Genomic DNA, 21382 nt, shown 5'->3' on the forward strand with positions numbered 1-21382 from the left:
TCTCGAATCAATGGTGAAAAATGAACTATCAATTCGAGGAGAAAAATTCTTTAAACGGAAAGGTGAATACTATGAAGGTTTTGTTAACAGGCGGAGCAGGATTTATTGGTTCCCACATTGCCGAAGAGCTTATTAAAGAAGATTATGAAGTCGTTATTTTGGACAGTTTAGTAACTGGACAAGAACACAATATTCCTGCCGGGGCTAGATTTTACCATATTGATATATGCGGAAATTTAGATCCAATTTTCCTGGCAGAAAAACCGGATTATGTAATTCATCAAGCTGCACAAGTGTCAGTTTCTAATTCATTGATTCATCCAAAATTAGATGGAGAATCAAATATTATTGGAACAATCAATCTTTTGAATGCATGTGTAAGGCATCAAACGAAGAAATTTATATTCGCATCCACAGCTGCATTATATGGAAATCCAAACTATTTATCGATTGACGAAGAACATCCTGTATCACCTATATCCTTTTATGGTTTATCGAAACTAAATGCTGAATCCTATATTAAGCTTTTTTCAGATTTGTACGGACTGTCTTACACAATTTTACGGTACTCGAATGTTTATGGTATGAGGCAAGATACAAAGGGTGAAGCAGGAGTAGTTGCTATTTTCATTGAGAGGGCAATAACTGGTCAATCCATGAATATTTATGGAGATGGTTTCCAGACAAGAGATTTTGTATTTGTAAAGGATGTTGCCAAAGCAAATGCAGCAGCTATTCTTTATGGTGATAATGAAATAATTAACATAAGTAATAATACTCAAACTTCCATTAAAGATATTGTAAACGAGCTGAACTATCTATTAGAGTCTGAAGTTATGCCAATTTACCATGAGGAAAGGGAAGGAGATATAAGGCATAGCTGTTTATCAAATAAAAAAGCTCTTAAATTGCTGAAATGGGAGCCCCGGTATACTTTTATAGATGGTTTAAGAGAAACGGTTGCCTTTATGGACCAAATTCAATTAAAGGCATAATAGTTTTGGAGGTTTCCATGAACGAACATATAGATCTAAAAACATTTTTCAAGATAATGAAAAAAAGATGGCTGACCATTATTTTTACTGTGATTTGCATTTTCCTTCTGACTTTGTGTCTGTCCATTTATGTTATAAAGCCGACTTATGAAGCAACTGAGAATATACTTATCGGCAAGCTGACAAAAAAGGATGGGCAATATGGAGATTCACAGGAACTTAACATGCTGCTTGCTTCAACAATTGATCTAATTAAGAGTCCGATTGTCCTGAATTCTGTTAAAGAACAGTTTAATTTGGAAGATGATGAACTAGAGAAAAAGTTAGCTGTCCAAAACAATCGAGACTCACAAATAGTCAACGTAGTGGTAAGAGGGCATGATTTGGGTACGACCAAGGAAATTGCCAATACGATTGCTAAAACAACAGTGAATAAAATGAATGCTCAGTTTGATGTGCAGGATATAAAACTATTAAGCGACAATGATACAGACCCATCGATTAAAGTTGTCGGAAGTTTGTCATTGAATATCGCAATTGGTCTGGTAATAGGCCTTTTTCTTGGAGTGGGACTTGCCATGTGCAGAGAGTATTGGGATGAATCAATAAAAAATGTAAACGAAGTAGAAATGACTTTGGGACTTTCTGTCCTGGGACAGGTTAATTTAAAAAAAAGCAAAAGAATGTATAAGAATAAAACTGGAGTTAAACATCAGGCATCCTTAGTAAATAATGAAAAAGGGAGACAAATCGGTGTTTAAAAAAAAGAAAATAAAAAAATATACCAAGATGGTCCAACAAAGTGGCCAATCCATTTGTTCAGAGCAAATTCGTATGATTAGTACTTATATAGAACATTTATATGATAGTGAATCCCCATTATTAATGGTAACTTCACCCAGTGAGGAGGGACAGAAATCTATTATCTCTTCTAAATTGGCGATTGCTTTTGTCGAACAGGGAAAAAAGGTGCTTTTGGTAGATGCAAATATTCGCAGCCCTTCACTCCATCATTGGTTTCAGATGAAGAATGAAAATGGATTTACAAATGCAGTTAGGTATGCGGAAAGCATCCATTTGAATAGTAAAGAGACGCTTATTCCAAACTTATTCGTAATGCCTGCAGGTCCAGTTCCTTCAAATCCATCAGAAATATGGGTAGCCAGCAAAATAAAGGATATGGCAAGCTGCTGCAGGACAGAATACGATGTTGTTATTTTTGAGGCACCGCCTATTTTATCTGCATCAGATTCTCAAGTGTTAGCGAGTTATTGTGATGGAACCATATTAGTACTTAAGGAAAACAAGACAAAAAAAGATGATGCGTTCAAAGCAAAAATGAAGTTAGAACGGAAAAACAGCAAAATATTAGGGGTTATTTATCAAACAGGTTAATGCTTAACTAACACGCGGGTGGCTATGCCATTGAAAAAATTACAGAAACATACTATAGGAAAAAATATATTTCACTTATTTTATAGTACCGCCTTATCGAGTGGTTTAAATGCTGCTGCCTTAATTATTTTAGCTAATTATCTGCAATCCTATTATTATGGCATGTTTAGTGTAGCGTTAGCTTTTGCAATGATTATGGGATATTTAACAGATGCCGGGCTGAACAGCATTGTGTTAAGAGAAGGATCTAAGAAAGACGTGGACCTATCAATTCTAATTTCCTCTTATTTGAAGGTTAGAATCATTTTACTTGCTGTTTCTTTCTTATGTGGATTTGCCATAATTCATTTTACAAATGCGTGGAATAAAGAGTTCATTTTAACATCATATTTTTTAATTATTCCTATGGTGTTAGGGCTTACTCTGCAAAGTATTGGAACCATATTCTTTCAAATGATTGAGAGAATGCACTATTGCGGCTTAATCCGGATTATAGCCTCTGTTTGTTTAGTTGTCACATTGTCTGCTGGATTAATATTTAATTTAAACCATTTAATCATCTGCACTTTATACGGCTTTTCTTACCTGGCAGCAGGAGCGTTTGGAATATATAAAGTACGCCAATACGTGCAAATACGAATGAAAAGTTCGTTTCATAAGGGACTATTGCGAAATATTGGATCATTTTCGCTTGGTGGCCTGCTTTTTGTCATTTTACCTCATTTAGGCCCTCTTATTATAGAAAAAACTTTGACCTTAAGTGAAGTAGGCATATTTGCAGTTGCATACCGGATCCCCCAGGCACTGCAGCAAATCCCGTTTATTATAGCAGGAGCTTACTACCCTGTGTTATTCAGGGCATATAATAATAATCAACTAGAGGAGCACTTACATAAAAACATTACTCTTATTAAACTGATGGCATTGGCTGGTATAACGATAACAGTTCCCCTGTATGCTAAATCGGATGCAGTTATCCGTTTATTATTTGGTGAAATGTGGATTGATGCTTCATTTCCGCTAAAGATTTTATCTTTAATGGTTACTTTGCAGGCTATAAATATTGCATTAGCTGACGGGCTAACTACTAAAGGGCTGCAATCTTACCGAACTGCCATACAGGCCATAGCCATTATTACTGGCATCCTTTTATATATACAGTTCAGTAAATCATATGGCATAGCCGGTGCTGCATGTGCAGGAGCGGCAATTGAAGGAATTGCACTTTTGGGGTTTTGGATCTGTAATCCTAATCGCTGGATAATAGCAAAAAAAGCTTTATTTCCATATTTATTATTTTGTGCTATCTGCATCTGCAGTATAAAACTGTTTACTGATTCTCACTATATCATCGTTTTCTTATTTCATTTTCTTCTATTGGTTCTAGTCATTTTCATAGATAAAGAGATGAAGAATATGATTCTTGATGTTATGTCAAGAGTACTTAATAAATGGAGGGTCAAGGAAACGCAGGGAGGATAAGATGGACCAAGGTATTATGATCAGAAAACAAAAAGCCAGCTTCACGCTATTCTTCCTTTTTTTGCTCGTAACTATGGCAAATTATTATATTTACATCGGTTTTGCCATAAAGCCTTACTTGATCTTTTCTTTTTTATATTTACTAGTCCATATAAGTTCATTTTACTTCCAGCGCCTGCATGGATTTGAAGTGGCAATGCTGATTTTTTACTTAATGTATAGTTTTACAGGAGCGTTTGCGTTATATCCTTCTGCAAGTATAAGAATTTTACTGGGGATTATACTTTATATTGCATGTTATTTCATTATTAAATCAATCATCGGCCGTACTAATAATTGGACTATCGAAAGAGCTATTGCCGATGCAGGTGTTTTGTTTAATACCCTAAGCCTCATTTTATATTTGATAGGGCTGCAGAGACTCGGCTTTGACTTTGAGGGTGACAGAATCTATGAATGGGGTGTGATGCTTGACCGTAATTACCCAAGGTTAATCGGAGTACTGCAGGATCCAAATTACTTTGTCTTTTATAATACTCTCTTTTTCTGTTATTTTTTATGCCATTCAAAATCCATGAAAAATAAAGTGGGATTGCTCCTTTGTATTCTTACAAATTTATTAACCTTTTCAAGGGGAGGACTATTAGTATTATTAATTATTCTATGCCTTTATATTTTGAAAGATAAGCCTTTAAAAAGGATAAAGCTTCTAGCTGGGATGGTTGTTTCTCTATCAGCTGCTGTTTACCTTGCGGTCTTCTATATGAAATTAGATCTTTTCAGTATCTTAGGATCTAGAATAGAAGATCTTGCAGAGGATGGCGGAAGCGGAAGATTGGAATTATGGGGAAGAGCCTGGGATTTCTTTGTTTCCAATAAGTATTTAGGAATTGGAGCTTATAATTTTCCCGAATATAATTCATTTCAATATGGTGATTCGCTTCAGGTCCATAACACCTTTTTGGAGATTTTATCAGAATCAGGATTAATCGGCATATCCTGTTTCGGTGTGTTTATTCTTACAGTGTTTATGCAATTGATCCAAAGTAAGTTATATAGAAACAAACCATATCTCTTACTTGTTTTTTTTGGAATAATACTTCAAATGGGATTCCTCTCGATCATTATTAACGATATGTTTTTTTTGTACTTAGCGATCTTATCAACCTATTTGCATAATGAACGGAACAAAAGTCAAATAAATCAGCGAGGCACAGGGATTTATCCTGTCCATTCCGCAGAAAAAATGAATAGGAGGTGAAGGCAAAGCGTGAATATCCTGGTTATTACAGACAAATTAGATTTCGGCGGAGCTGAAATGTATTTTTGTAAATTAGAGAACCTCATGCATGATTCAAATATTACTTTTCACTTTGCAGCAGGACACGGCCAACTGTACGAAAGAATCAAAAATAAACACCGTTTTCACGAACTAAGCAGAACGAGCCATACTCAGAATATGAAGAAACTGGTAAAGGTAGTTTCTGATGAAAAAATTGACCTGGTTCACGCGAATAGTTTAAGGATGGTTCTTTACTGTATATGTGTTAGAAAAATATCTGGCATTAAATTTAAAATAATGTATACAAAGCATAATGTAACAATCCTTGAGAATAGAAGCCGCAGGGTCTTTGCCTATTTAATAAATAGGTATGTTGAAAGAGTTATCACAGTAAGTGACTTTGAAAAAAACAACCTTATTAAGGCTGGGATAAAGGCAAACAAAATTAAGACTGTGTATAACGGAGTAGATTTGAACCAATTTGGCTTTAATCAAGAGGAAAAAGGTGATTTTTTTAAAGTTGGTATATTAGCAAGATTATCTGAGGAAAAAAACCATGAATTATTTATTAGAATTGCAGATCAGCTAAGAGATAAACCGCAAATTATATTTTATATTGCGGGTGACGGTCCGAGGAAGCAAAAAATCAAAACCATGATTGAAACCTGCAATCTGTCTCATAAGGTTAAATTGATTGGTGCTGTGAACAGACCGGAGGAATTTATAAAAAATATAGACATTCTGCTCTTAACTTCTTATCGTGAGGTATTCCCAATGGTTATTTTAGAGGCTATGGCTGTGGGAACCAACGTTATTTCTATAGATCGGGGCGGTATAAGGGAAGCCATTATTGATAAAGAGACTGGTTTTTTAATAAGCAGTCATTCAGCAGAAGAGTTTTGCCGAATAATACTAGAAATGGAATCTGATGAGTCACTTAAATATAAGCTAATTGAAAATGCCAGAAGAAAAGTGGAGGATGAATTCTCATTAGATAGGATGGTGGAAAATACTCTCGGGGAGTATCGGAAGTGTTATTAATATGTGCTAATACAAATCCGCTCTCTAAGCTGGAATTTCCTATTCTGGATTTGAGCCAAACTTCCCCCAAGGACACTGTGAAAAGGAGTAGTGTAAATTGATTTTGGCCATTTTGGATATCGGGTTGGTTTTTTTAGGGTATATAGTGACTATTTGGTTTTACCATGTATTTTCAATACCTGCAGAATTAGAATCCTTAAATTTACTCTGGTTATTGGTACCCTCAGCAGCAGCTTTCATCTTTTTCTATTTCTTTGATTTATATAAGAATTTACGCGGAAATTCTTTAAAAACACAGCTTTATTCCCGTGTTTTACCAATGATATTATTTTCAATCTTCGTTTCCGCTTCATCCTGCTTAGGATCCTTATTGTTTTATCGGAAAAGCTTCTTTATTGAGGCATTCTTTATCCAAATTATTTTGCTGGCGGCCGTTCATGCTGGAATATGGCTTATTGCTAATAATTTGCATGGCCGTAAAAGAGTAATCATTATTTGTGAGGATGAGAATACTGGCCAGTCTTTGGCACAAAAATTCCATAGGCATAAGTGGTTTGAAATTTCAGGATATTTACCTTTAAATCAAATAGCGCATTTAGAAAACTACGTAAATAAATTCGATGTATTTCTCCTTGCACCTACTATAATCGGACAGTTAAAAAGCGACATCCTCAACTTATGCATCAAGAACGGGAAGGAGGTCCTGATCGTTCCTCATGTTTCGGACTTGTTTGTACAATCTGCTAAGTCACAACAAGTTGGTGATATGCTGGTAATACCAATTAATGCTCCTGGATTAAACATTTGGCAGCGGATAATTAAACGGGGTTTTGATGTAGTCACATCAGTAATCCTGCTTGTACTTGCAAGTCCGATTTTTTTACTGTTGCTTATAATAATCCCACTGACCTCTAGTGGTCCAGCTATATATAAACAAGAACGGATAGGGCTAAATGGAAAACCATATTGGATCTATAAATTCAGAAGTATGATAGAGGATGCTGAAAAAATAACCGGCCCAGTATTGGCTGCAAGTAAGGATACAAGGATAACAATAATTGGAAGATTCTTAAGGGCTATTCGTTTAGATGAGCTCCCCCAGCTCCTTAATGTATTGAAAGGGGAGATGAGCTTAATTGGTCCAAGACCGGAAAGAGAATTCTTCATTAGCCAATTTAAAGAAAAACTTCCCGATTATCCTTATAGATTATCAGTTAAACCGGGCATTACAGGGCTTGCTCAAGTATTAGCTTACTATTCTACGACCGCTGAGGATAAGCTGCGCTTTGATTTATTATATGTGCGAAATTATTCCTTTTCATTGGATCTGAAAATTTTGTTTCAAACATTGCAAGTAGTCCTTCAGCGAGATAGAGCTCAAGGATTATTGAAGAATAACAATTATGGACATCAGAATCTAATAAAAAGTCTGAAACAAGATAAGGCAATTTAGAGATTACTTTCTAAGCATTTGTTTATTAAGATATACTCCAACATGAAAAATGAATATTGAGGAGATGCCAAAAATGGGAACTTCATTTCAGGATCTTGTTTCGATCATTACTCCGTCATATAATTCTTCAAACTATATTTGCTCTGCAATCCAATCCGTTAAAGCACAAACTTTTCAGAACTGGGAATTGATTATTATTGATGATTGTTCTTCTGATGACACATTAGAGAAAGTAAAAAAAGAGATGCATGATGAATCCAGAATTAAAGTAATACAGCTGAAAGAAAACAAGGGTCCTGCCTATGCCAGAAATTTAGGTATTGCAGCAGCAAAAGGGAACTACCTATCCTTTCTTGATAGTGACGATATTTGGCTTCCGGAGAAATTGGAAAGACAGTTAATGTTCATGAAAAGAAATCACATAGCTTTTTCATATACAAGCTACAGAATAATGAATGAAAGCGGGGAAAAAGCAAAAGAAGTTATTAATGTCCCGCCAAGAACGACTTATCATAGCTTACTAAAAAATACGGCGATAGGGACACTTACTGTAATGCTTGATATAAGACAATTAGGGTTCGTGCAAATGCCTATATATAGAGATTGTTCAGAGGATTTCGGACTTTGGCTTTCCATTTTATCTAAAGGGATCCATGCATATGGCCTAAATGAGGAGTTGGCTATTTATAGAAAGAGAGAGCATTCCCTATCAGGCAATAAACTCAGATCCGCTCAAAAAACATGGAATACCTATAGGAAAGTAGAGAAAATTAATTTCGCTTCCGCACTATGGTATTTTGCAAATTACTCAGTAAATGCCTTAAAGAAGCATTCAATAATCAGTTAATAGAAAACAGTTAACCGGCTCTCAAGAAAAAATTAGGGGCTGGTTCTTTTCTTTTACTTATTGTTTACTAAAGAATAATTGAAATCAATCATTCGAATTCTTCCAATTTAATTATTAATTTTGGATGCATAGGCTATTCGTTTATTCGTTGAATTTAAAGATACATACAATATAGCAATAAATTGGATGGAGTGAGTGATAATGGCAGAAAATCCAAATATTGTTTACGTTGAAGATTTCGCCGGCAGTACAGCACAATCGAAAATTCAGGCGGCAATAAATTTCGCCTTTCAAAATAATAAAAAAACCGTTATTGCAGCAAATAAGGATTACTACATGACAGGTAACGTTATTATCAAACAGGGGGTGAAGCTGCAAGGCAGTTATGGGACAAGATTTATCATTGGAGCAAACGTTAGAGGATTTGAATTAGAGAGGGATGCTTCGCTGTGGAACGCCAGAATTATGGTTGATTATAAAGGCTACACCAAAGAGGTTATTTATTTGGACGGAAAGCATAAGTACTATAACACATGGCATAATACTTCATTAAATAACATTGTGATAGTAAATTGGTCAGGAACAGTATCAGGAACTGGAATTCACTTGTATTCAGGCGGGAGTGGACATGAAATCTCTTTTGTGAATTTTATGGATATCAAAATTGTAGGATTCGCGAGAGGGCTTTATTTAAAAGCAGTCAAACCTGCAAGCGGATTTGCTTACGTGAATGCAAATCGTTTTGATAAGATTTCTTTGGATGATTGCATTGATAATATTATCTTGGAAGGGAGCGAAACCATTCCAAATGAATGCAGCGGAAATTCCTTCACAAATTTACAGATACAGCCAACACCCAACACTAAACGAATTATGGCCATTCAGGGGCAAATTAATAAAGTTGACGGAATTTGCTGGGATCTGGAGCAAATACAGCATTCGGACCCTATTTTTATATTTAAAGCAGAAAGCAATTATAATTATTTAGACATGAGAACAATACCTGCAAATCGCATTTTAAATAGCGGGAAATCAGGCAACCGCTTCGAAACACTTTAATAAATATTTAATACAGTTTAAGGTTCGACATGCAGTGTTAAAGATTCCTTTAAAAAATCTAGAGGCTTTCTAGCATCTTATTTGAAGTTTTTTTCTTCTGATTGTAGGCAGTAGTGCATACTAATAGTATTACGAGACAAGGGAAATGCAGATACTGCTTAAGGAGTTTTTTTGGGGGGTCTTATATGAAAATTCGAAAAGCAATCATTCCTGCTGCGGGTTTGGGAACTAGATTTTTACCGGCAACTAAATCACAGCCAAAGGAAATGTTGCCTATTGTTGATAAGCCAACACTTCAATATATTGTAGAGGAGGCAGTGGAATCAGGGATAGAGGAAATTCTAATAATAACAGGAAGAAATAAAAGTTCGATTGAAGATCACTTTGATAAATCTTTAGAACTCGAACTTGAGCTCGAAGCAAAGAAATATGAATTACTAAATGAAGTGCGCTCTATCTAAGAGATGATCAATATTCATTATATTCGGCAAAAGGAGCCAAAGGGACTTGGTCATGCGGTTTATTGTGCAAAAAGCTTTATTGGCAATGAGCCTTTTGCTGGTCTATTAGGCGACGATATTGTATATGGAAAAAAACATGTTTAAAGCAATTGATAGAAGCCTATGAAGTATATAAAACAACAATTCTCGGAGTCCAAACAGTAAATACAAATGAAATCAGTAAATACGGCATAATCCAAGGTGAATATATTAAAGAAAGCATATTCAAGGTAAACAGTCTGATTGAAAAACCCTCTATTAAAAATGCTCCATCTAAGATAGCAATTCTGGGCAGATAAATCATTACTCCTACGATATTTGATATTCTCGAAAATGTCCCTCCAGGATTAGGCGGTGAAATTCAGTTAACAGATGCACTAAAGGAATTGTCAAAGGCAGAATCACTATTTGCGATTGCTTTTGAAGGAACTAGGTATGATGTTGGGGATAAACTGGGGTTTTTACAGGCAACAATTGATTTTGCGCTAAGAAGAGAAGATCTAAGAGAAGAATTCCTTAGCTATCTATTTAAAATTCTAAAGAAAGAAAGAGAAATACTCGTAAAATAAATCGTGGATTCCCTGTTATATAAAATCATCGTTTAGAAAGAATCCTATAATATAATAACTTTGTGTAATTGAAGATATTTGACATTATTTTATAAAGAGCAGCGGCTTTTCAATTCTGGTCCCACCAATGAGCAAAGCAAATGGAACCAGAATAGGAAAGCCATTTTATTTATTCTGACTAATAAAAGAGATAAGGAAAGAGTAATATCCCAAAAGAAAGCAATTTCTTTAATAAAGCGGCTGCTGGTTATGACAAGGAGGAAATCTATTAATATCCTGAATCATAAAGGCATCATATTGCTTTAAGGCAAATTGAGCTTGATACAAGTATTCAATAACAAGAACCTTTGTACCTGATACTCCGCATAAAACCCCCGTTGCACCTTGCCCATTGGTGAATGAAATCCCAACAGGCTGGCCTGTTAAATATCTGATTTTTTGCTGCCAAGGCATTGCCATCACTCCTTCTGTATATCCTATTAGATTGGAAAAAATGGGTGCCTGTATGATTTACCGTGTTGAAAACAAGCTGCAGCTGAAATTTTTATAATAGTACAAGCCTTAAGCAGACAAAGCTTGGGGGAATTACTTAGGTGATATAGACTGGTTATTTAGGCATGCTTCGGCTATCTGCGCATATTTTTAAGAAATTCAGTTCCTCAATCCTGGATTTTTAGGAATGAATACCTGTATCTTCATGAGTAATTTCCTCTCTTAAAACCCCAATACAACAACTTTTAGAACTGTGCAATAATATAATTGTTAATCAGAATATTAGTTAAATTCTGATTAAATCTATCAATATTTTTACTAATCATATATACGGGAATAGAGGGTGAGTATTGGAAAAAGTAATGTTTTTAGTAAAAAAAACAGTCCCAGCAGCAATTATATTATTCATCCTGATGATCATACTTTCCATCTTTGCAAGCATTAGCAGCAACAAACCATTAACCGTTTTTGGATTTAAACCGCTGACCGTATTGTCGAATAGTATGGTTCCTGTCTTTGAAGCGGGGGATGTCATTATTACTAGAGAGATTGATGCAGAGGACCTTAAAGAAGGTGACATTATCTCTTTTTACAACGAAGAAAAGAACCTCATTACCCATAGAATAACATCTATCGTTGAAAAAAATGGGATGTCAGGCCAATAAAGGAAAGAATGATTCTCAAGAAGATGACAAGGTGGTGGAAAAAAGATGCATTCGTCAGCCAAGGTAGATCCATCCATTGACCTTTCGAGCAATCAGCTCGTTTCCATTATCATAGGATTCAAAACGAAACCTGCAAAAATAGCTGTTTTAGAGGCGAAAGAGAAAGGAATCACGCTGACATTAGAGGAAGCTAAAAGGCGAGTTGAACAAAGTCATCAATCGTTCCGGGAACTCCTCTCATTATTAGATGATAATAAAGTGCCGTATCGGATTAAACACACTTATAAGGCTGCTTTAAACGGAGTTTCAATGGAAATGCCAGCAAATGAAATAAATCGACTATTGGGTTCTTCCGTTATTTCTAAAATCTATCCAGATAAACAAATTCAGCTTGACCCGCCCATAAATCCTTCAGACAAGGTGTAAAAGAGAACGGTCAGTTAGTCTAACTTAGTATTTTTCCCTTTAGACAGTTAGTTAAATAGATAGCTCAAAGAAATTAAGAACCCCAGCTCTTCAGATGAAGTCAGCTGGGGTTTTTAAATTTGTATATGTGAAACAACACTTAATATATAAGAAAATGTTCGGTCAAAGTGACATGGGTTGCCAGACAGTGTTTTATCATAAAAATCAACTTGATGAAATTTGCGGGAAATAAAATTATATCAAATATCAATATAATAAAATCCTAACTTAACCATTATGAGGACGAACTTATACCGGCTTCAGTAAATGGTCGCGATAAAGGTTAGTGAGAAAAATACTATAGTACTCCATGCGGAATTCAATCCATTGACCGGCGCTACTTATTACACTCAACATGGAACCCATATTACCGGCATTATTGCGGGCCAAGGTGAAAATAAATCCGATTATGCGATGACAAGAGTTGCGCCGGATGCGGATATTTTTGCGTATCGTGTATTAGGACAATATGGTTCCGGTACAACAGAAGCATTTTAGCTGCAATCGATCGGGCTGTAGCAGATGGAATGGATGTCATCAACCCTTCTCTGGGAATGTCCTATAATGATCCTCTTTATATCTCAAGTATGGCATAAAATAATGCGGTGCTGGCGGGTGTAACGTCGGTTGTTGCTGCTGGAAACAGCGGTGACAGGATGTATACACTAGGGTCTCCAGGTACAGCTGACTTAGCGATTACAGTAGGAGCGAGCGATACATCAGAAACCATTGCAACGTCCAAAGGTATCTTAGAAGTTGTTTCCTCAGATTTAAAGCTGATGGCCGAGGGGACATGTGCATTGTCCCGATTGATTACTTTTCTTGGGTCATAAATCTTCCGCCTTGTCTTCACATAATGTTCGAAAAAGAGAAATCCGCTGTTTCAAAAAATAAATGTTTTCGAATCTTTTGTGGTTTATATTCGTAAATTAAAAAGTGTGAGGAAGCGGGGTGATGATATTGACAAAAACGAGAAACATGATGACGGGCATTACATCAACGGCACTTATGCTTGGTCTTTCCGGCTGTGGTTCAGAATCTCAGGAAATTCCTCCTCCGCCTGAGGATTCGAGCTGCAGTGATTGGGAGTGGGATGAAGATGACGGGGTATGGGAATGTGATGACAGCCGTTCCAGTTATTATAGACATTATTATTATGGGGGCCAATATTTTAAAAACAAAACAGCTTTGTACAAAAGCAAGGATTTTCTAAACTATAAAAATAGCACGTCTTTTAAAGGGGGAAGTAATTCTGAATCGGGACAGAAAAGCTCTGGATTTGGAAGTGGCAAAAAGAGCTACGGAGGATAAGGTAAAGAATTGATGAAAGGGAGTATGTTTATGAACTTATATGTAAATTTTGCTTCGTATTTAGGAGTAGCGCTGCTTCTTTTGGCTGCCGGAATTGTTCTGTTTATGATCAGTACACCAAAATTGAAGGAAATTAGCTTAATTGCCGAAAAGAATGTTTCGGCAGCATTGGTGCTTGGAGGAAAGATTATTGGTCTTGCCATTGTTTTGGGGGCTGCAGCTGAATACTCCATCTCACTTTTTGACATGGTCATATGGGGAATAATCGGCATCGTTTCGCAGGTGATTGTATTTATTTTGGCAGAAGTTATCACCATTCGTTTCAGTATACATAAGGCAATCGAAGATGATAACCGTGCTGTAGGTGTCATGCTGTTTTCCTTATCATTGGCAATCGGCTGGATCGTGGCAAAGTGCCTATCTTACTAAGAAAGCTGGTTAATAGATGAAAAAGCTGACGTATTATATCGACAAAGGGAAAGGCGAATACGAACCTTTTTATGAGTATTCTGCTCAATCTGTGGGAATTGATGAATTATATGCCAGGCAGCTATGCACTTATTTTATCATGAGAGGCCAGCAGTACGAGCTTATTTCCAACGAGATGGATGGAGAAGAGGAGATTCTCGTCATTAAAGACATAGGAAGAAATCCACACGTGCTGGACGAAAAAGTTTTCCGCGGAAAAGGGCTGAATATCGAGATTCGCAGGTACCGTGAAATGGAGAATTATAAACTGCTTTCCATTATCCCTTGTCAAACGCATTTTGATATCATTCGCTATCTTTTAAAAGATATTGTTGATATCCCCGGAATTGGGCAAAAGCAAGTGACTTCTACTGAAATCGACGAGGACAGGGGCGTATATGTTCTATATATCAAGGACATAGGAGAGAAGGAATAGTGGATAAAAAAGCCTACCATGATAAAAGAAAAAGGTTTTACCGCAAAATAAATCATTTCTGGGCCGATCTATATGGGGAAGAATATGCACTATATGATATTGCCTATATCGATAGAACTGAACGTGAACGTATCCGAACTGTCAGTGAAAGAATTGGCAAAATATTTTTTAAGGTGTGCAGCCTGCTTCGAGAAGTGCCAGATCGGACACTTATTGAAATGGGATTTCCGAAAGAAACGCTTTCGTTCATCAGACTGAAAAGCATTGCCTCAGAAAGCGTTATTGCCCGGCTTGATCTAATCCCATACGGAGCTGGCTATAAATGCATTGAAATCAATGCTGATACCCCAACATTTATTAAAGAGCTTTTCCATGTCAATAGTGAGGTGTGCAAAGAATTTGCAGCAGAAGACCCAAATGAAGGAATGGAACGTCTACTGAGTAAAGAAGTTTGTGGAAGCATTGAACAATATGCACGGAAATTGAAATTGAAAACACCTAATGTTGTCTTTACTGCCCATGAAGACAACCTCGAAGACCGGGAAACAGTCCGATATATTCAAAAGCTTTCCGGTGTGGCTTCTAATTTTATCCCTCTTCATAAACTGGAGATTCAAAGAGGAATTGGGCTTTTTGATGAAAAGGGATCCAGAATTGATATATTGTACCGTCAAACTTTCCCGATTGAGAACTTAATTTCCGATGAGGATGCAGATAGAAACAGGATTGGTTTATGGCTCCTGGAACTGGTCGAGGCAGAAAAGCTTGGGATTATAAATCCCCCATCCGCATTTTTGCTGCAAAACAAAGCGGTACAGGCGGTTATTTGGGGATTGCACATGGAGGAACATCCATTTTTTACAAAGGAAGAGCATGTATGGATTGAAGAATCCTTCCTTCCAACCTATCTTGAGCCTGATATTTTTATTATGTCAGGGCTGCCATTCGTCAAAAAGCCTGTATTTGGAAGAGAAGGAGATACGGTCGAAATATATAATCATGAAGGCTCCCTCACCCATGCTGACGTCCAGCAATCATATACTGAATATCTGCCAGTTTATCAGCAATATGTAGAGCACCCTGCTGTTGATTTCAATAGTGAAATGGGAAAACAGAAGGGCAGACTTTTATTGGGAAGCTTCCTTCTTAACGGCAAACCGTCGGCTGCAGGATATAGAATAGGAGGAGCGATTACAAATAATCTCTCCTATTATTTGCCGTTCGGGATTAAAAAAGGGGGGTGAAAAAAAATGTGGATTCTACATAAAGTTTTTTTAAAAATGACGAAAATAAGTATATTTCAAGCATCGGCTCTTGCACTATTTCTCATTGTCTTCAGCAGCATTACGATGAGGGCAGCCGAGCCGGAAACATTTCCGCGCTTTATTGATGCTCTGTGGTGGACGATGACAACACTTGTCACAGTAGGCTATGGCGACTATTTTCCTGAAAGTGATTTTGGTCGAATCTTCACCATGCTGCTGCTTTACACATTTGGCATTGGCGCAATGGGTATCATCATAGGGAAAGTCTTTGAAAGCTTCAGCATGTACCGGAAATGGAAGGAGGAAGGACGATTGACTTATTCGGGAAAAGGGCATTACATACTAATTGGTGCATCAAAAGAAAAATTGGAAAATGTGGTAGAGGAGATCCTTCACAGCAAGCAAAAATGTGATGTTGTCATTGTTGACCATTCTGAAAGAACACCCATGGAGCATGAGAGGGTCCATTTTGTCAGCGGAAATCCTGCTGAAGAGGAAGTGTTAATGAAAGCCAATATCCTTGAAGCAAAATCAGTTGCCATTTTTTCGGATGACCGAAATGACCATGCTGAATACTCCGATGGAAAAACTCTTCTCATCGCTTCCAGGGTGGAACATATCTCAAAGAAATATGAGAAAAGCATCTACACCATTGTTGAAATAAAAAAAGATAAGCACGTTTCCTTGTTTGAACACGCAAACGTTGATGAATTGATCCTTTCAAATGATTCTATCTCCCGTCTCATGGCTCATGCAGCCATCAATCATGGTTCAAGCAAGCTATTTAATCAGATGCTGAGCAGCTCTGAAGGGGAAAACCTCTATGAAATTAAGGCTAAACCACATTGGAGCACATACAGGGATGCAGCGATGGAACTTTTTGAAATAGGAGCGACCTTAATTTCAGATGGAAGTTCTCTTGATTTAGCCCGCCGTCATCATGAATTAATTCCCGATTCAGCGAAACTATTTGTCATTTGCGATGAGACTACATATCAAAAAATTATTTCATAAAGTTTTTATTGCACTAGTCCTATTTAAAGCTGAAGGTAATACGAATCTTCAAGCTTTTTACTTGTAAAAGGATGGGGATCATAAATCTTTATACAGGTGCAATAATGAATATAAAAAAACTTAGTTTGGGGTGATTTGGTGTCAATAAAAGGCATTAATCATTTTTTATTTTCAGTTTCCAATTTAGAAGCTTCTATTGAGTTTTATAAAAATGTGTTTGGTGCAAAGTTGTTAGTTAAGGGAAGAAGTACTGCCTATTTTGACTTAAACGGTATATGGCTTGCCCTCAATGAAGAAAAGGATATACCTCGTACTGAAATTTGCCAATCATATACACATATAGCTTTTTCAATAGAAGAAGCGGAATTTGATAATATGTACCGTAAGCTAAAAGAATTGAAGGTAAACATTCTGTCAGGGCGTCCAAGAGACGAAAAAGATAAAAAGTCTATTTACTTTACTGATCCAGATGGGCACAAGTTTGAATTTCATACAGGTACTTTACAAGACAGACTAAATTTTTACAAAAAGGAAAAAACACATATGGAGTTTTACAATTAAATGATTTTGTACAAATTTAGTTGGTTTGAAGAGTTTGTGAAGGTTTGTACTTAAAGTAAATGGTGCTTTTGCTCTCTTCAACAAACGGGCAGGGTTTTTTACAGTGAGGACCGAATTATTTAGTTAGGGAACAATAACTAAAAGGAGGGTATCCTTGATGAGAAAACATCATGCATTAGAATTGTATGATTATCATGTTTGGGCAAACAAAAAGTTTTTCGAGCGATTGAAAGAATTACCCAAGGACATTTATGATCAGGAAATACAAAGTGTTTTTTCCTCGATTTCGATGGCACTTGTTCATATTTATATGACAGATACAGTATGGCTTGGTGTAATGCAGGAGAATAGTATGGAAGAGATTCAAGCTTCTATCGCCATTGCTCAAGACAAGACAAAGGATAAGAGTCTTGAAGAAATGGAAAAGCTATTTCAAAGTTTATCAGAGGAATATCAAAAGCTTCTTAATAATGTTAGCGATTTGGATAAAGAGATTTCCCCAGTACATCCTAAATTTGGGCGTTTGGATACTCACTTTTCAGAATTGGTTCAGCATGTTGTTAACCATGGCACATATCACCGCGGAAATCTTACGGCAATGATACGACAACAGGGTTATTCAAGTGTATCTAATGATTATGTTTTCTATCTTTACGATATCAGCAAGTCAAATTAGTTTTTTTGCTTCTGATTATTGCAATTGGATTCTTCTCGAGTAACACGTTTTTTGTAGATAGGAACCAGTTCATATCTGCAAACTTTTCAGCCTATTAAGACTAAGACCAGTAGGCTGATAAGACACAATGTCAGACTTAGAATGGGCAATGAATTCACTGGATAGTAAAATTAGTGTTGGAGTTTCACGCGGACAAGCCTTCGAAAATCGCGAGTTAATAAACGGAGCTAATACTACTGTTGGTAGTGAAGAAGAATAGTTAGTACTCTTTAATTGAGTTGGGGGGATGATGCATTTCTTTTTATATACAAAGATTGTGACAAATGTTACATAAAGAAAGGGTGCGTTCGTATTAACAAATACCTCAAAATGTATAAAGACTCCAAAAATAAATTTCGGTGACAGTCCAGCGACAATAACGAACATTCTGAATCGAAAACAAAAAAAGCCTTGATATACAAGGCTTTTTTCTATGGAGAATAGGGGGCTCGAACCCCTGACCTCAACGCTGCCAGCGTTGCGCTCTCCCAGCTGAGCTAATCCCCCGAGTAGTAGTACAAGAAAAATTATAACCACATCGGAGTTATCTTGCAAGAGGAATTATTAAAAAATTTTACTGCATACTATCAATTTCCATGCACTGCACTCCAGGGATGCTTGAAACGCTGTAATAAACATCCGTTGTTCTTCTTTTGTAGTCGACGGCAACTATCAGCTGTACAAGATGCAGATGTTCATCTTCTAGGTCTTTAATACGAATATGTTTTATAGATATATCAAGGTCTTTTACCGCTGGGATGATGTCGGCAATATTTTCTTTATCCCTTACTTTCAGCTGCAGGTTGATTTCTTTTTCTCTTAAGCGTTTGGGACCAATTAAGCCCATGATAAAAGGAATTACCTCCACTGAAATAATCAGCAGCGCCACTCCGGCCATTGCTTCAATATAAAAGCCTGCTCCTACAGCAATTCCGATTCCTGCTGCCCCCCAAATTAATGCGGCTGTTGTAAGGCCCGAAATACTGTCATTTCCCCGCCTTAAAATAACGCCTGCACCCAAAAAGCCGATGCCTGAGACAATTTGGGCAGCTAAACGGAGAGGATCCATCGTTATGTTGATGTCATCATTACCAGGAAACATATAAGCCGATTCTATAGACACAATAGTCAGCAGGCAGCTTACTATGGAAATAACTAAACTTGTCTTTAAGCCGACCGGCTTTCTTTTTAATTCTCTCTCCAGGCCGATAACAAGACCAAGCACTGCTGAAATCCCAAGCTTCATTAATATTTCTATCTCTAAACTGCTCATAATATCTCCCGCTTTTTTAAGTATTATATATCCAAAATATGATCTTTAAAATCCTGCTATAATAAAACCGTAGTAAAAGTTTGAATATACGTTGTAAAATGAAATATACCCTAATTATTAGGAAACAGAAACAAGGAGTATTAAAAATGTCAGATAAAAAAATAAATCCCTATGTTGCCCTGGCAATTGGTGTCATTTCTGTCTCAACCTCAGCCATATTGGTTAAGGTATCCAGCGCTCCATCGGGAGTCATTGCGTTTTACAGGTTATTATTTTCTGTCCTATTCATGCTGCCTGTATTTCTTATAAAGTATGTTCCGGAACTTCGTCTTATTACACGGCGGGATTGGATCTATTCCATCATTGCCGGTGTGTTTCTCGCCTTTCATTTTATTCTTTGGTTTGAGTCACTGAACTACACCTCTGTAGCCAGTTCTACAGTCCTTGTAACACTGCAGCCCTTATTTGCATTTGCAGGCACGTATTTCTTTTTTAAAGAAAAGTTTACCTGGAAAGCAATATTAAGCGGGCTTCTCGCAATTGTGGGCAGTATTATTATCAGCTGGGGAGATTTTCAAATCAGCGGGACTGCTTTGTTCGGGGATATACTTGCAATCATTGCCTGCGCCCTGGTAACTGCTTACTTAATGTTTGGGCAAACAGTCAGAAAAAGGATGTCACTCGTTACCTATACTTTTGTTGTCTACAGTATAAGTACTGTTACATTGTTATTCTACGTGTTAATGGTTAATGAACCTTTAATCCCATATGGAACCAGTGACTGGGTATATTTTATATTGCTGGCTCTAATTCCAACCCTGCTTGGACACACATTATTTAATTGGTCACTTAAATGGCTAAGCACCTCAACTATTTCTATGGCCATCTTATTTGAGCCGGTAGGTGCTGCAATTCTAGCTTATTATTTGCTTCATGAGTCGATTATATGGACACAAGTTCTTGGTGGAACAGTGGTAATTGGAGGAATAACTATCTTCTTATTAGATGAGAGAAGGATTCGGATGAAAGAATTGAAGAAAAAAACAACGATTTCCGGATAAGTAGATAATCTATCTATAGTTATATAAGAGAAAAATCTCCCTGGGAATGGGGAGATTTTTTTATTTGAATACATAGGTCAGAGCAGAAAAAATAAATGCGGCTGTAACTGAAAAGATGAAGGTGCCACCATAAACCTCTTCATCTGAATTTGCAATTTTAATGCCCTCTGCATAGGCATAAGCAAATAAAAATATGGCCATGATTACTGATAGATATAGTGCTGCGGTTTCCAGTGTCATTCACACCTTCCGTATAGAGTAGAGTTAATAGATTTTATGAAAAATAACCAAAACTATTACTATTTCTTTGTATTGATATTTTGTTAAAACTCGATTTCTCATCCTTTTGGCGGCTAATCAGTAAAATATGTATAAATTTAATTATTGTTATAAGAAGCTTATAAAAGTGTGGAAAAGTGAACAAAATTATCCACATGCTGTGAGTAACTTTGTTGACAACTGTATTAATAAGTGTTTTGCAGTGGATAAGTTTGTGGGTATTTGAGATGGAGGTTTCGAGAATTATGTTACTGATATAATGAATTTTCAAAAGATCAGGTGAAATGCGTATAAATCTGATGTTAAGAAAATGCACACTTTATAAGATCTGGCTGCAGAACAATTAAAATAAATGCAGTTTCGTAAAGGTACCGTCTTTTAATTTGATCCCAAAAAGGCAATCAAATAGAGAAGAGATATATAATTAATATGCACTGAAAATATAAAGATAAACATTTTTAAAAATTATATTGCAAACATTTAATAAGTCGTGGTATATTAATTCTTGTCCTCAACAAGGCAAGTTCAACTGCGAAAAAACATTTTAAAAAGCTGTTGACTTGTTGATGGATAACATGTTATATTGATAAAGTCGCTTCCGGGCGATGAGGTAAAATATAGCAAAGAGAAATTGATCTTTGAAAACTGAACGAACAAAAACGTCAACGTTAATTCTTTAGTCTTTTTTGAAAAGACAACTTATGAGCTTAATCAACTCTTATATGGAGAGTTTGATCCTGGCTCAGGACGAACG

At 36.5% G+C, this 21382-nt stretch carries 22 protein-coding genes, 1 tRNA gene and 2 pseudogenes; 21 read left to right on the top strand and 4 right to left on the bottom strand.

Annotated elements, in window-relative coordinates:
- The first annotated feature begins 71 nt into the window (after positions 1–71).
- From NR125_RS23135 to galU, 10 genes and pseudogenes are all read left to right on the top strand, one after another.
- On the top strand, positions 72–995 hold the full coding sequence (locus tag NR125_RS23135) for an NAD-dependent epimerase/dehydratase family protein (protein ID WP_256816198.1): 924 nt from the start codon (positions 72–74) through the stop codon (positions 993–995).
- A gap of 17 nt (positions 996–1012) precedes the next feature.
- Positions 1013–1756, top strand: coding sequence for a YveK family protein (locus NR125_RS23140; protein ID WP_256816199.1), 744 nt, complete (start codon positions 1013–1015; stop codon positions 1754–1756).
- Positions 1749–2390 (top strand): CpsD/CapB family tyrosine-protein kinase, encoded by a 642-nt coding sequence (locus NR125_RS23145; RefSeq protein ID WP_034296032.1) that lies wholly within the window; start codon positions 1749–1751, stop codon positions 2388–2390. The genes NR125_RS23140 and NR125_RS23145 overlap by 8 nt, the downstream gene beginning before the upstream one ends.
- 30 nt (positions 2391–2420) lie before the next feature.
- Positions 2421–3872 (top strand): oligosaccharide flippase family protein, encoded by a 1452-nt coding sequence (locus NR125_RS23150; RefSeq protein ID WP_192907820.1) that lies wholly within the window; start codon positions 2421–2423, stop codon positions 3870–3872.
- 1 nt (position 3873) lies between these two features.
- Positions 3874–5133: an O-antigen ligase family protein gene (locus tag NR125_RS23155; protein ID WP_256816200.1), complete on the top strand. Its 1260-nt coding sequence runs from the start codon at positions 3874–3876 to the stop codon at positions 5131–5133.
- A gap of 9 nt (positions 5134–5142) precedes the next feature.
- On the top strand, positions 5143–6195 hold the full coding sequence (locus tag NR125_RS23160) for a glycosyltransferase family 4 protein (protein ID WP_009331598.1): 1053 nt from the start codon (positions 5143–5145) through the stop codon (positions 6193–6195).
- A 97-nt stretch (positions 6196–6292) separates the two neighbouring features.
- Entirely contained in the window at positions 6293–7648 is a 1356-nt protein-coding gene (locus NR125_RS23165) for a sugar transferase (protein ID WP_192907819.1), read from the top strand.
- Between the two features lie 73 nt (positions 7649–7721).
- A complete protein-coding gene (locus tag NR125_RS23170) occupies positions 7722–8495 on the top strand; it encodes a glycosyltransferase family 2 protein (RefSeq protein ID WP_009331596.1) in 774 nt (257 codons plus the stop codon).
- Between the two features lie 201 nt (positions 8496–8696).
- Positions 8697–9554: a hypothetical protein gene (locus tag NR125_RS23175; protein WP_157380174.1), complete on the top strand. Its 858-nt coding sequence runs from the start codon at positions 8697–8699 to the stop codon at positions 9552–9554.
- Between the two features lie 185 nt (positions 9555–9739).
- Positions 9740–10623 (top strand): annotated as a pseudogene (gene galU, locus NR125_RS23180) (UTP--glucose-1-phosphate uridylyltransferase GalU).
- Between the two features lie 228 nt (positions 10624–10851).
- Here the strand turns inward: galU and NR125_RS23185 are convergent.
- Positions 10852–11076 carry a hypothetical protein gene (locus NR125_RS23185; protein ID WP_009331590.1) on the bottom strand — a complete coding sequence of 75 codons (225 nt, stop codon included), beginning with the start codon at positions 11074–11076 and terminating at the stop codon, positions 10852–10854.
- 401 nt (positions 11077–11477) lie between these two features.
- Here NR125_RS23185 and NR125_RS23190 point away from each other — a divergent pair, with 401 nt between their 5' ends.
- From NR125_RS23190 to NR125_RS23235, 10 genes and pseudogenes are all read left to right on the top strand, one after another.
- The gene (locus NR125_RS23190; RefSeq protein WP_256816201.1) at positions 11478–11780 is read left to right on the top strand and encodes a signal peptidase I; all 303 of its coding nucleotides are present in this window, start codon (positions 11478–11480) and stop codon (positions 11778–11780) included.
- Between the two features lie 45 nt (positions 11781–11825).
- Positions 11826–12206 (top strand): protease inhibitor I9 family protein, encoded by a 381-nt coding sequence (locus NR125_RS23195; protein WP_009331588.1) that lies wholly within the window; start codon positions 11826–11828, stop codon positions 12204–12206.
- Between the two features lie 372 nt (positions 12207–12578).
- A pseudogene (locus NR125_RS23200) lies at positions 12579–12982 on the top strand (S8 family serine peptidase); the annotation flags it as partial.
- 217 nt (positions 12983–13199) lie between these two features.
- Positions 13200–13556 carry a hypothetical protein gene (locus tag NR125_RS23205; protein ID WP_009331585.1) on the top strand — a complete coding sequence of 119 codons (357 nt, stop codon included), beginning with the start codon at positions 13200–13202 and terminating at the stop codon, positions 13554–13556.
- Positions 13557–13586: 30 nt separating this feature from the next.
- Positions 13587–13985, top strand: coding sequence for a DUF350 domain-containing protein (locus NR125_RS23210; protein WP_009331584.1), 399 nt, complete (start codon positions 13587–13589; stop codon positions 13983–13985).
- Between the two features lie 16 nt (positions 13986–14001).
- Positions 14002–14460 carry a hypothetical protein gene (locus NR125_RS23215; RefSeq protein WP_009331583.1) on the top strand — a complete coding sequence of 153 codons (459 nt, stop codon included), beginning with the start codon at positions 14002–14004 and terminating at the stop codon, positions 14458–14460.
- Positions 14460–15704 (top strand): glutathionylspermidine synthase family protein, encoded by a 1245-nt coding sequence (locus tag NR125_RS23220; RefSeq protein ID WP_009331582.1) that lies wholly within the window; start codon positions 14460–14462, stop codon positions 15702–15704. The genes NR125_RS23215 and NR125_RS23220 overlap by 1 nt, the downstream gene beginning before the upstream one ends.
- Before the next feature lie 6 nt (positions 15705–15710).
- Positions 15711–16739 carry an ion channel gene (locus NR125_RS23225; protein ID WP_034296026.1) on the top strand — a complete coding sequence of 343 codons (1029 nt, stop codon included), beginning with the start codon at positions 15711–15713 and terminating at the stop codon, positions 16737–16739.
- A gap of 138 nt (positions 16740–16877) precedes the next feature.
- Positions 16878–17300 (top strand): FosM family fosfomycin resistance protein, encoded by a 423-nt coding sequence (gene fosM, locus NR125_RS23230; RefSeq protein ID WP_009331580.1) that lies wholly within the window; start codon positions 16878–16880, stop codon positions 17298–17300.
- Between the two features lie 157 nt (positions 17301–17457).
- The gene (locus tag NR125_RS23235) at positions 17458–17976 is read left to right on the top strand and encodes a DinB family protein (RefSeq protein WP_009331579.1); all 519 of its coding nucleotides are present in this window, start codon (positions 17458–17460) and stop codon (positions 17974–17976) included.
- 473 nt (positions 17977–18449) lie between these two features.
- Here NR125_RS23235 and NR125_RS23240 read toward each other — a convergent pair.
- Both NR125_RS23240 and NR125_RS23245 read right to left on the bottom strand, forming a co-directional pair.
- A tRNA-Ala gene (locus tag NR125_RS23240) sits at positions 18450–18522 on the bottom strand.
- Positions 18523–18589: 67 nt separating this feature from the next.
- Positions 18590–19288, bottom strand: a complete 699-nt coding sequence (locus tag NR125_RS23245; protein ID WP_009331578.1) for an MgtC/SapB family protein — start codon at positions 19286–19288, stop codon at positions 18590–18592.
- A 146-nt stretch (positions 19289–19434) separates the two neighbouring features.
- On the opposite strand from NR125_RS23245, the gene NR125_RS23250 reads away from it, so the two are divergent.
- Complete coding sequence (locus tag NR125_RS23250) at positions 19435–20349, top strand: DMT family transporter (RefSeq protein WP_009331577.1); 915 nt, start codon at positions 19435–19437, stop codon at positions 20347–20349.
- Between the two features lie 60 nt (positions 20350–20409).
- On the opposite strand, the gene NR125_RS23255 is transcribed toward NR125_RS23250, so the two are convergent.
- On the bottom strand, positions 20410–20589 hold the full coding sequence (locus tag NR125_RS23255; RefSeq protein WP_009331576.1) for a hypothetical protein: 180 nt from the start codon (positions 20587–20589) through the stop codon (positions 20410–20412).
- Between the last annotated feature and the right edge of the window lie 793 nt (positions 20590–21382).

The organism is Cytobacillus sp. Bac17, from assembly GCF_024519925.1.
GTDB classification, from domain to species: domain Bacteria; phylum Bacillota; class Bacilli; order Bacillales; family Cytobacillaceae; genus Cytobacillus; species Cytobacillus pseudoceanisediminis.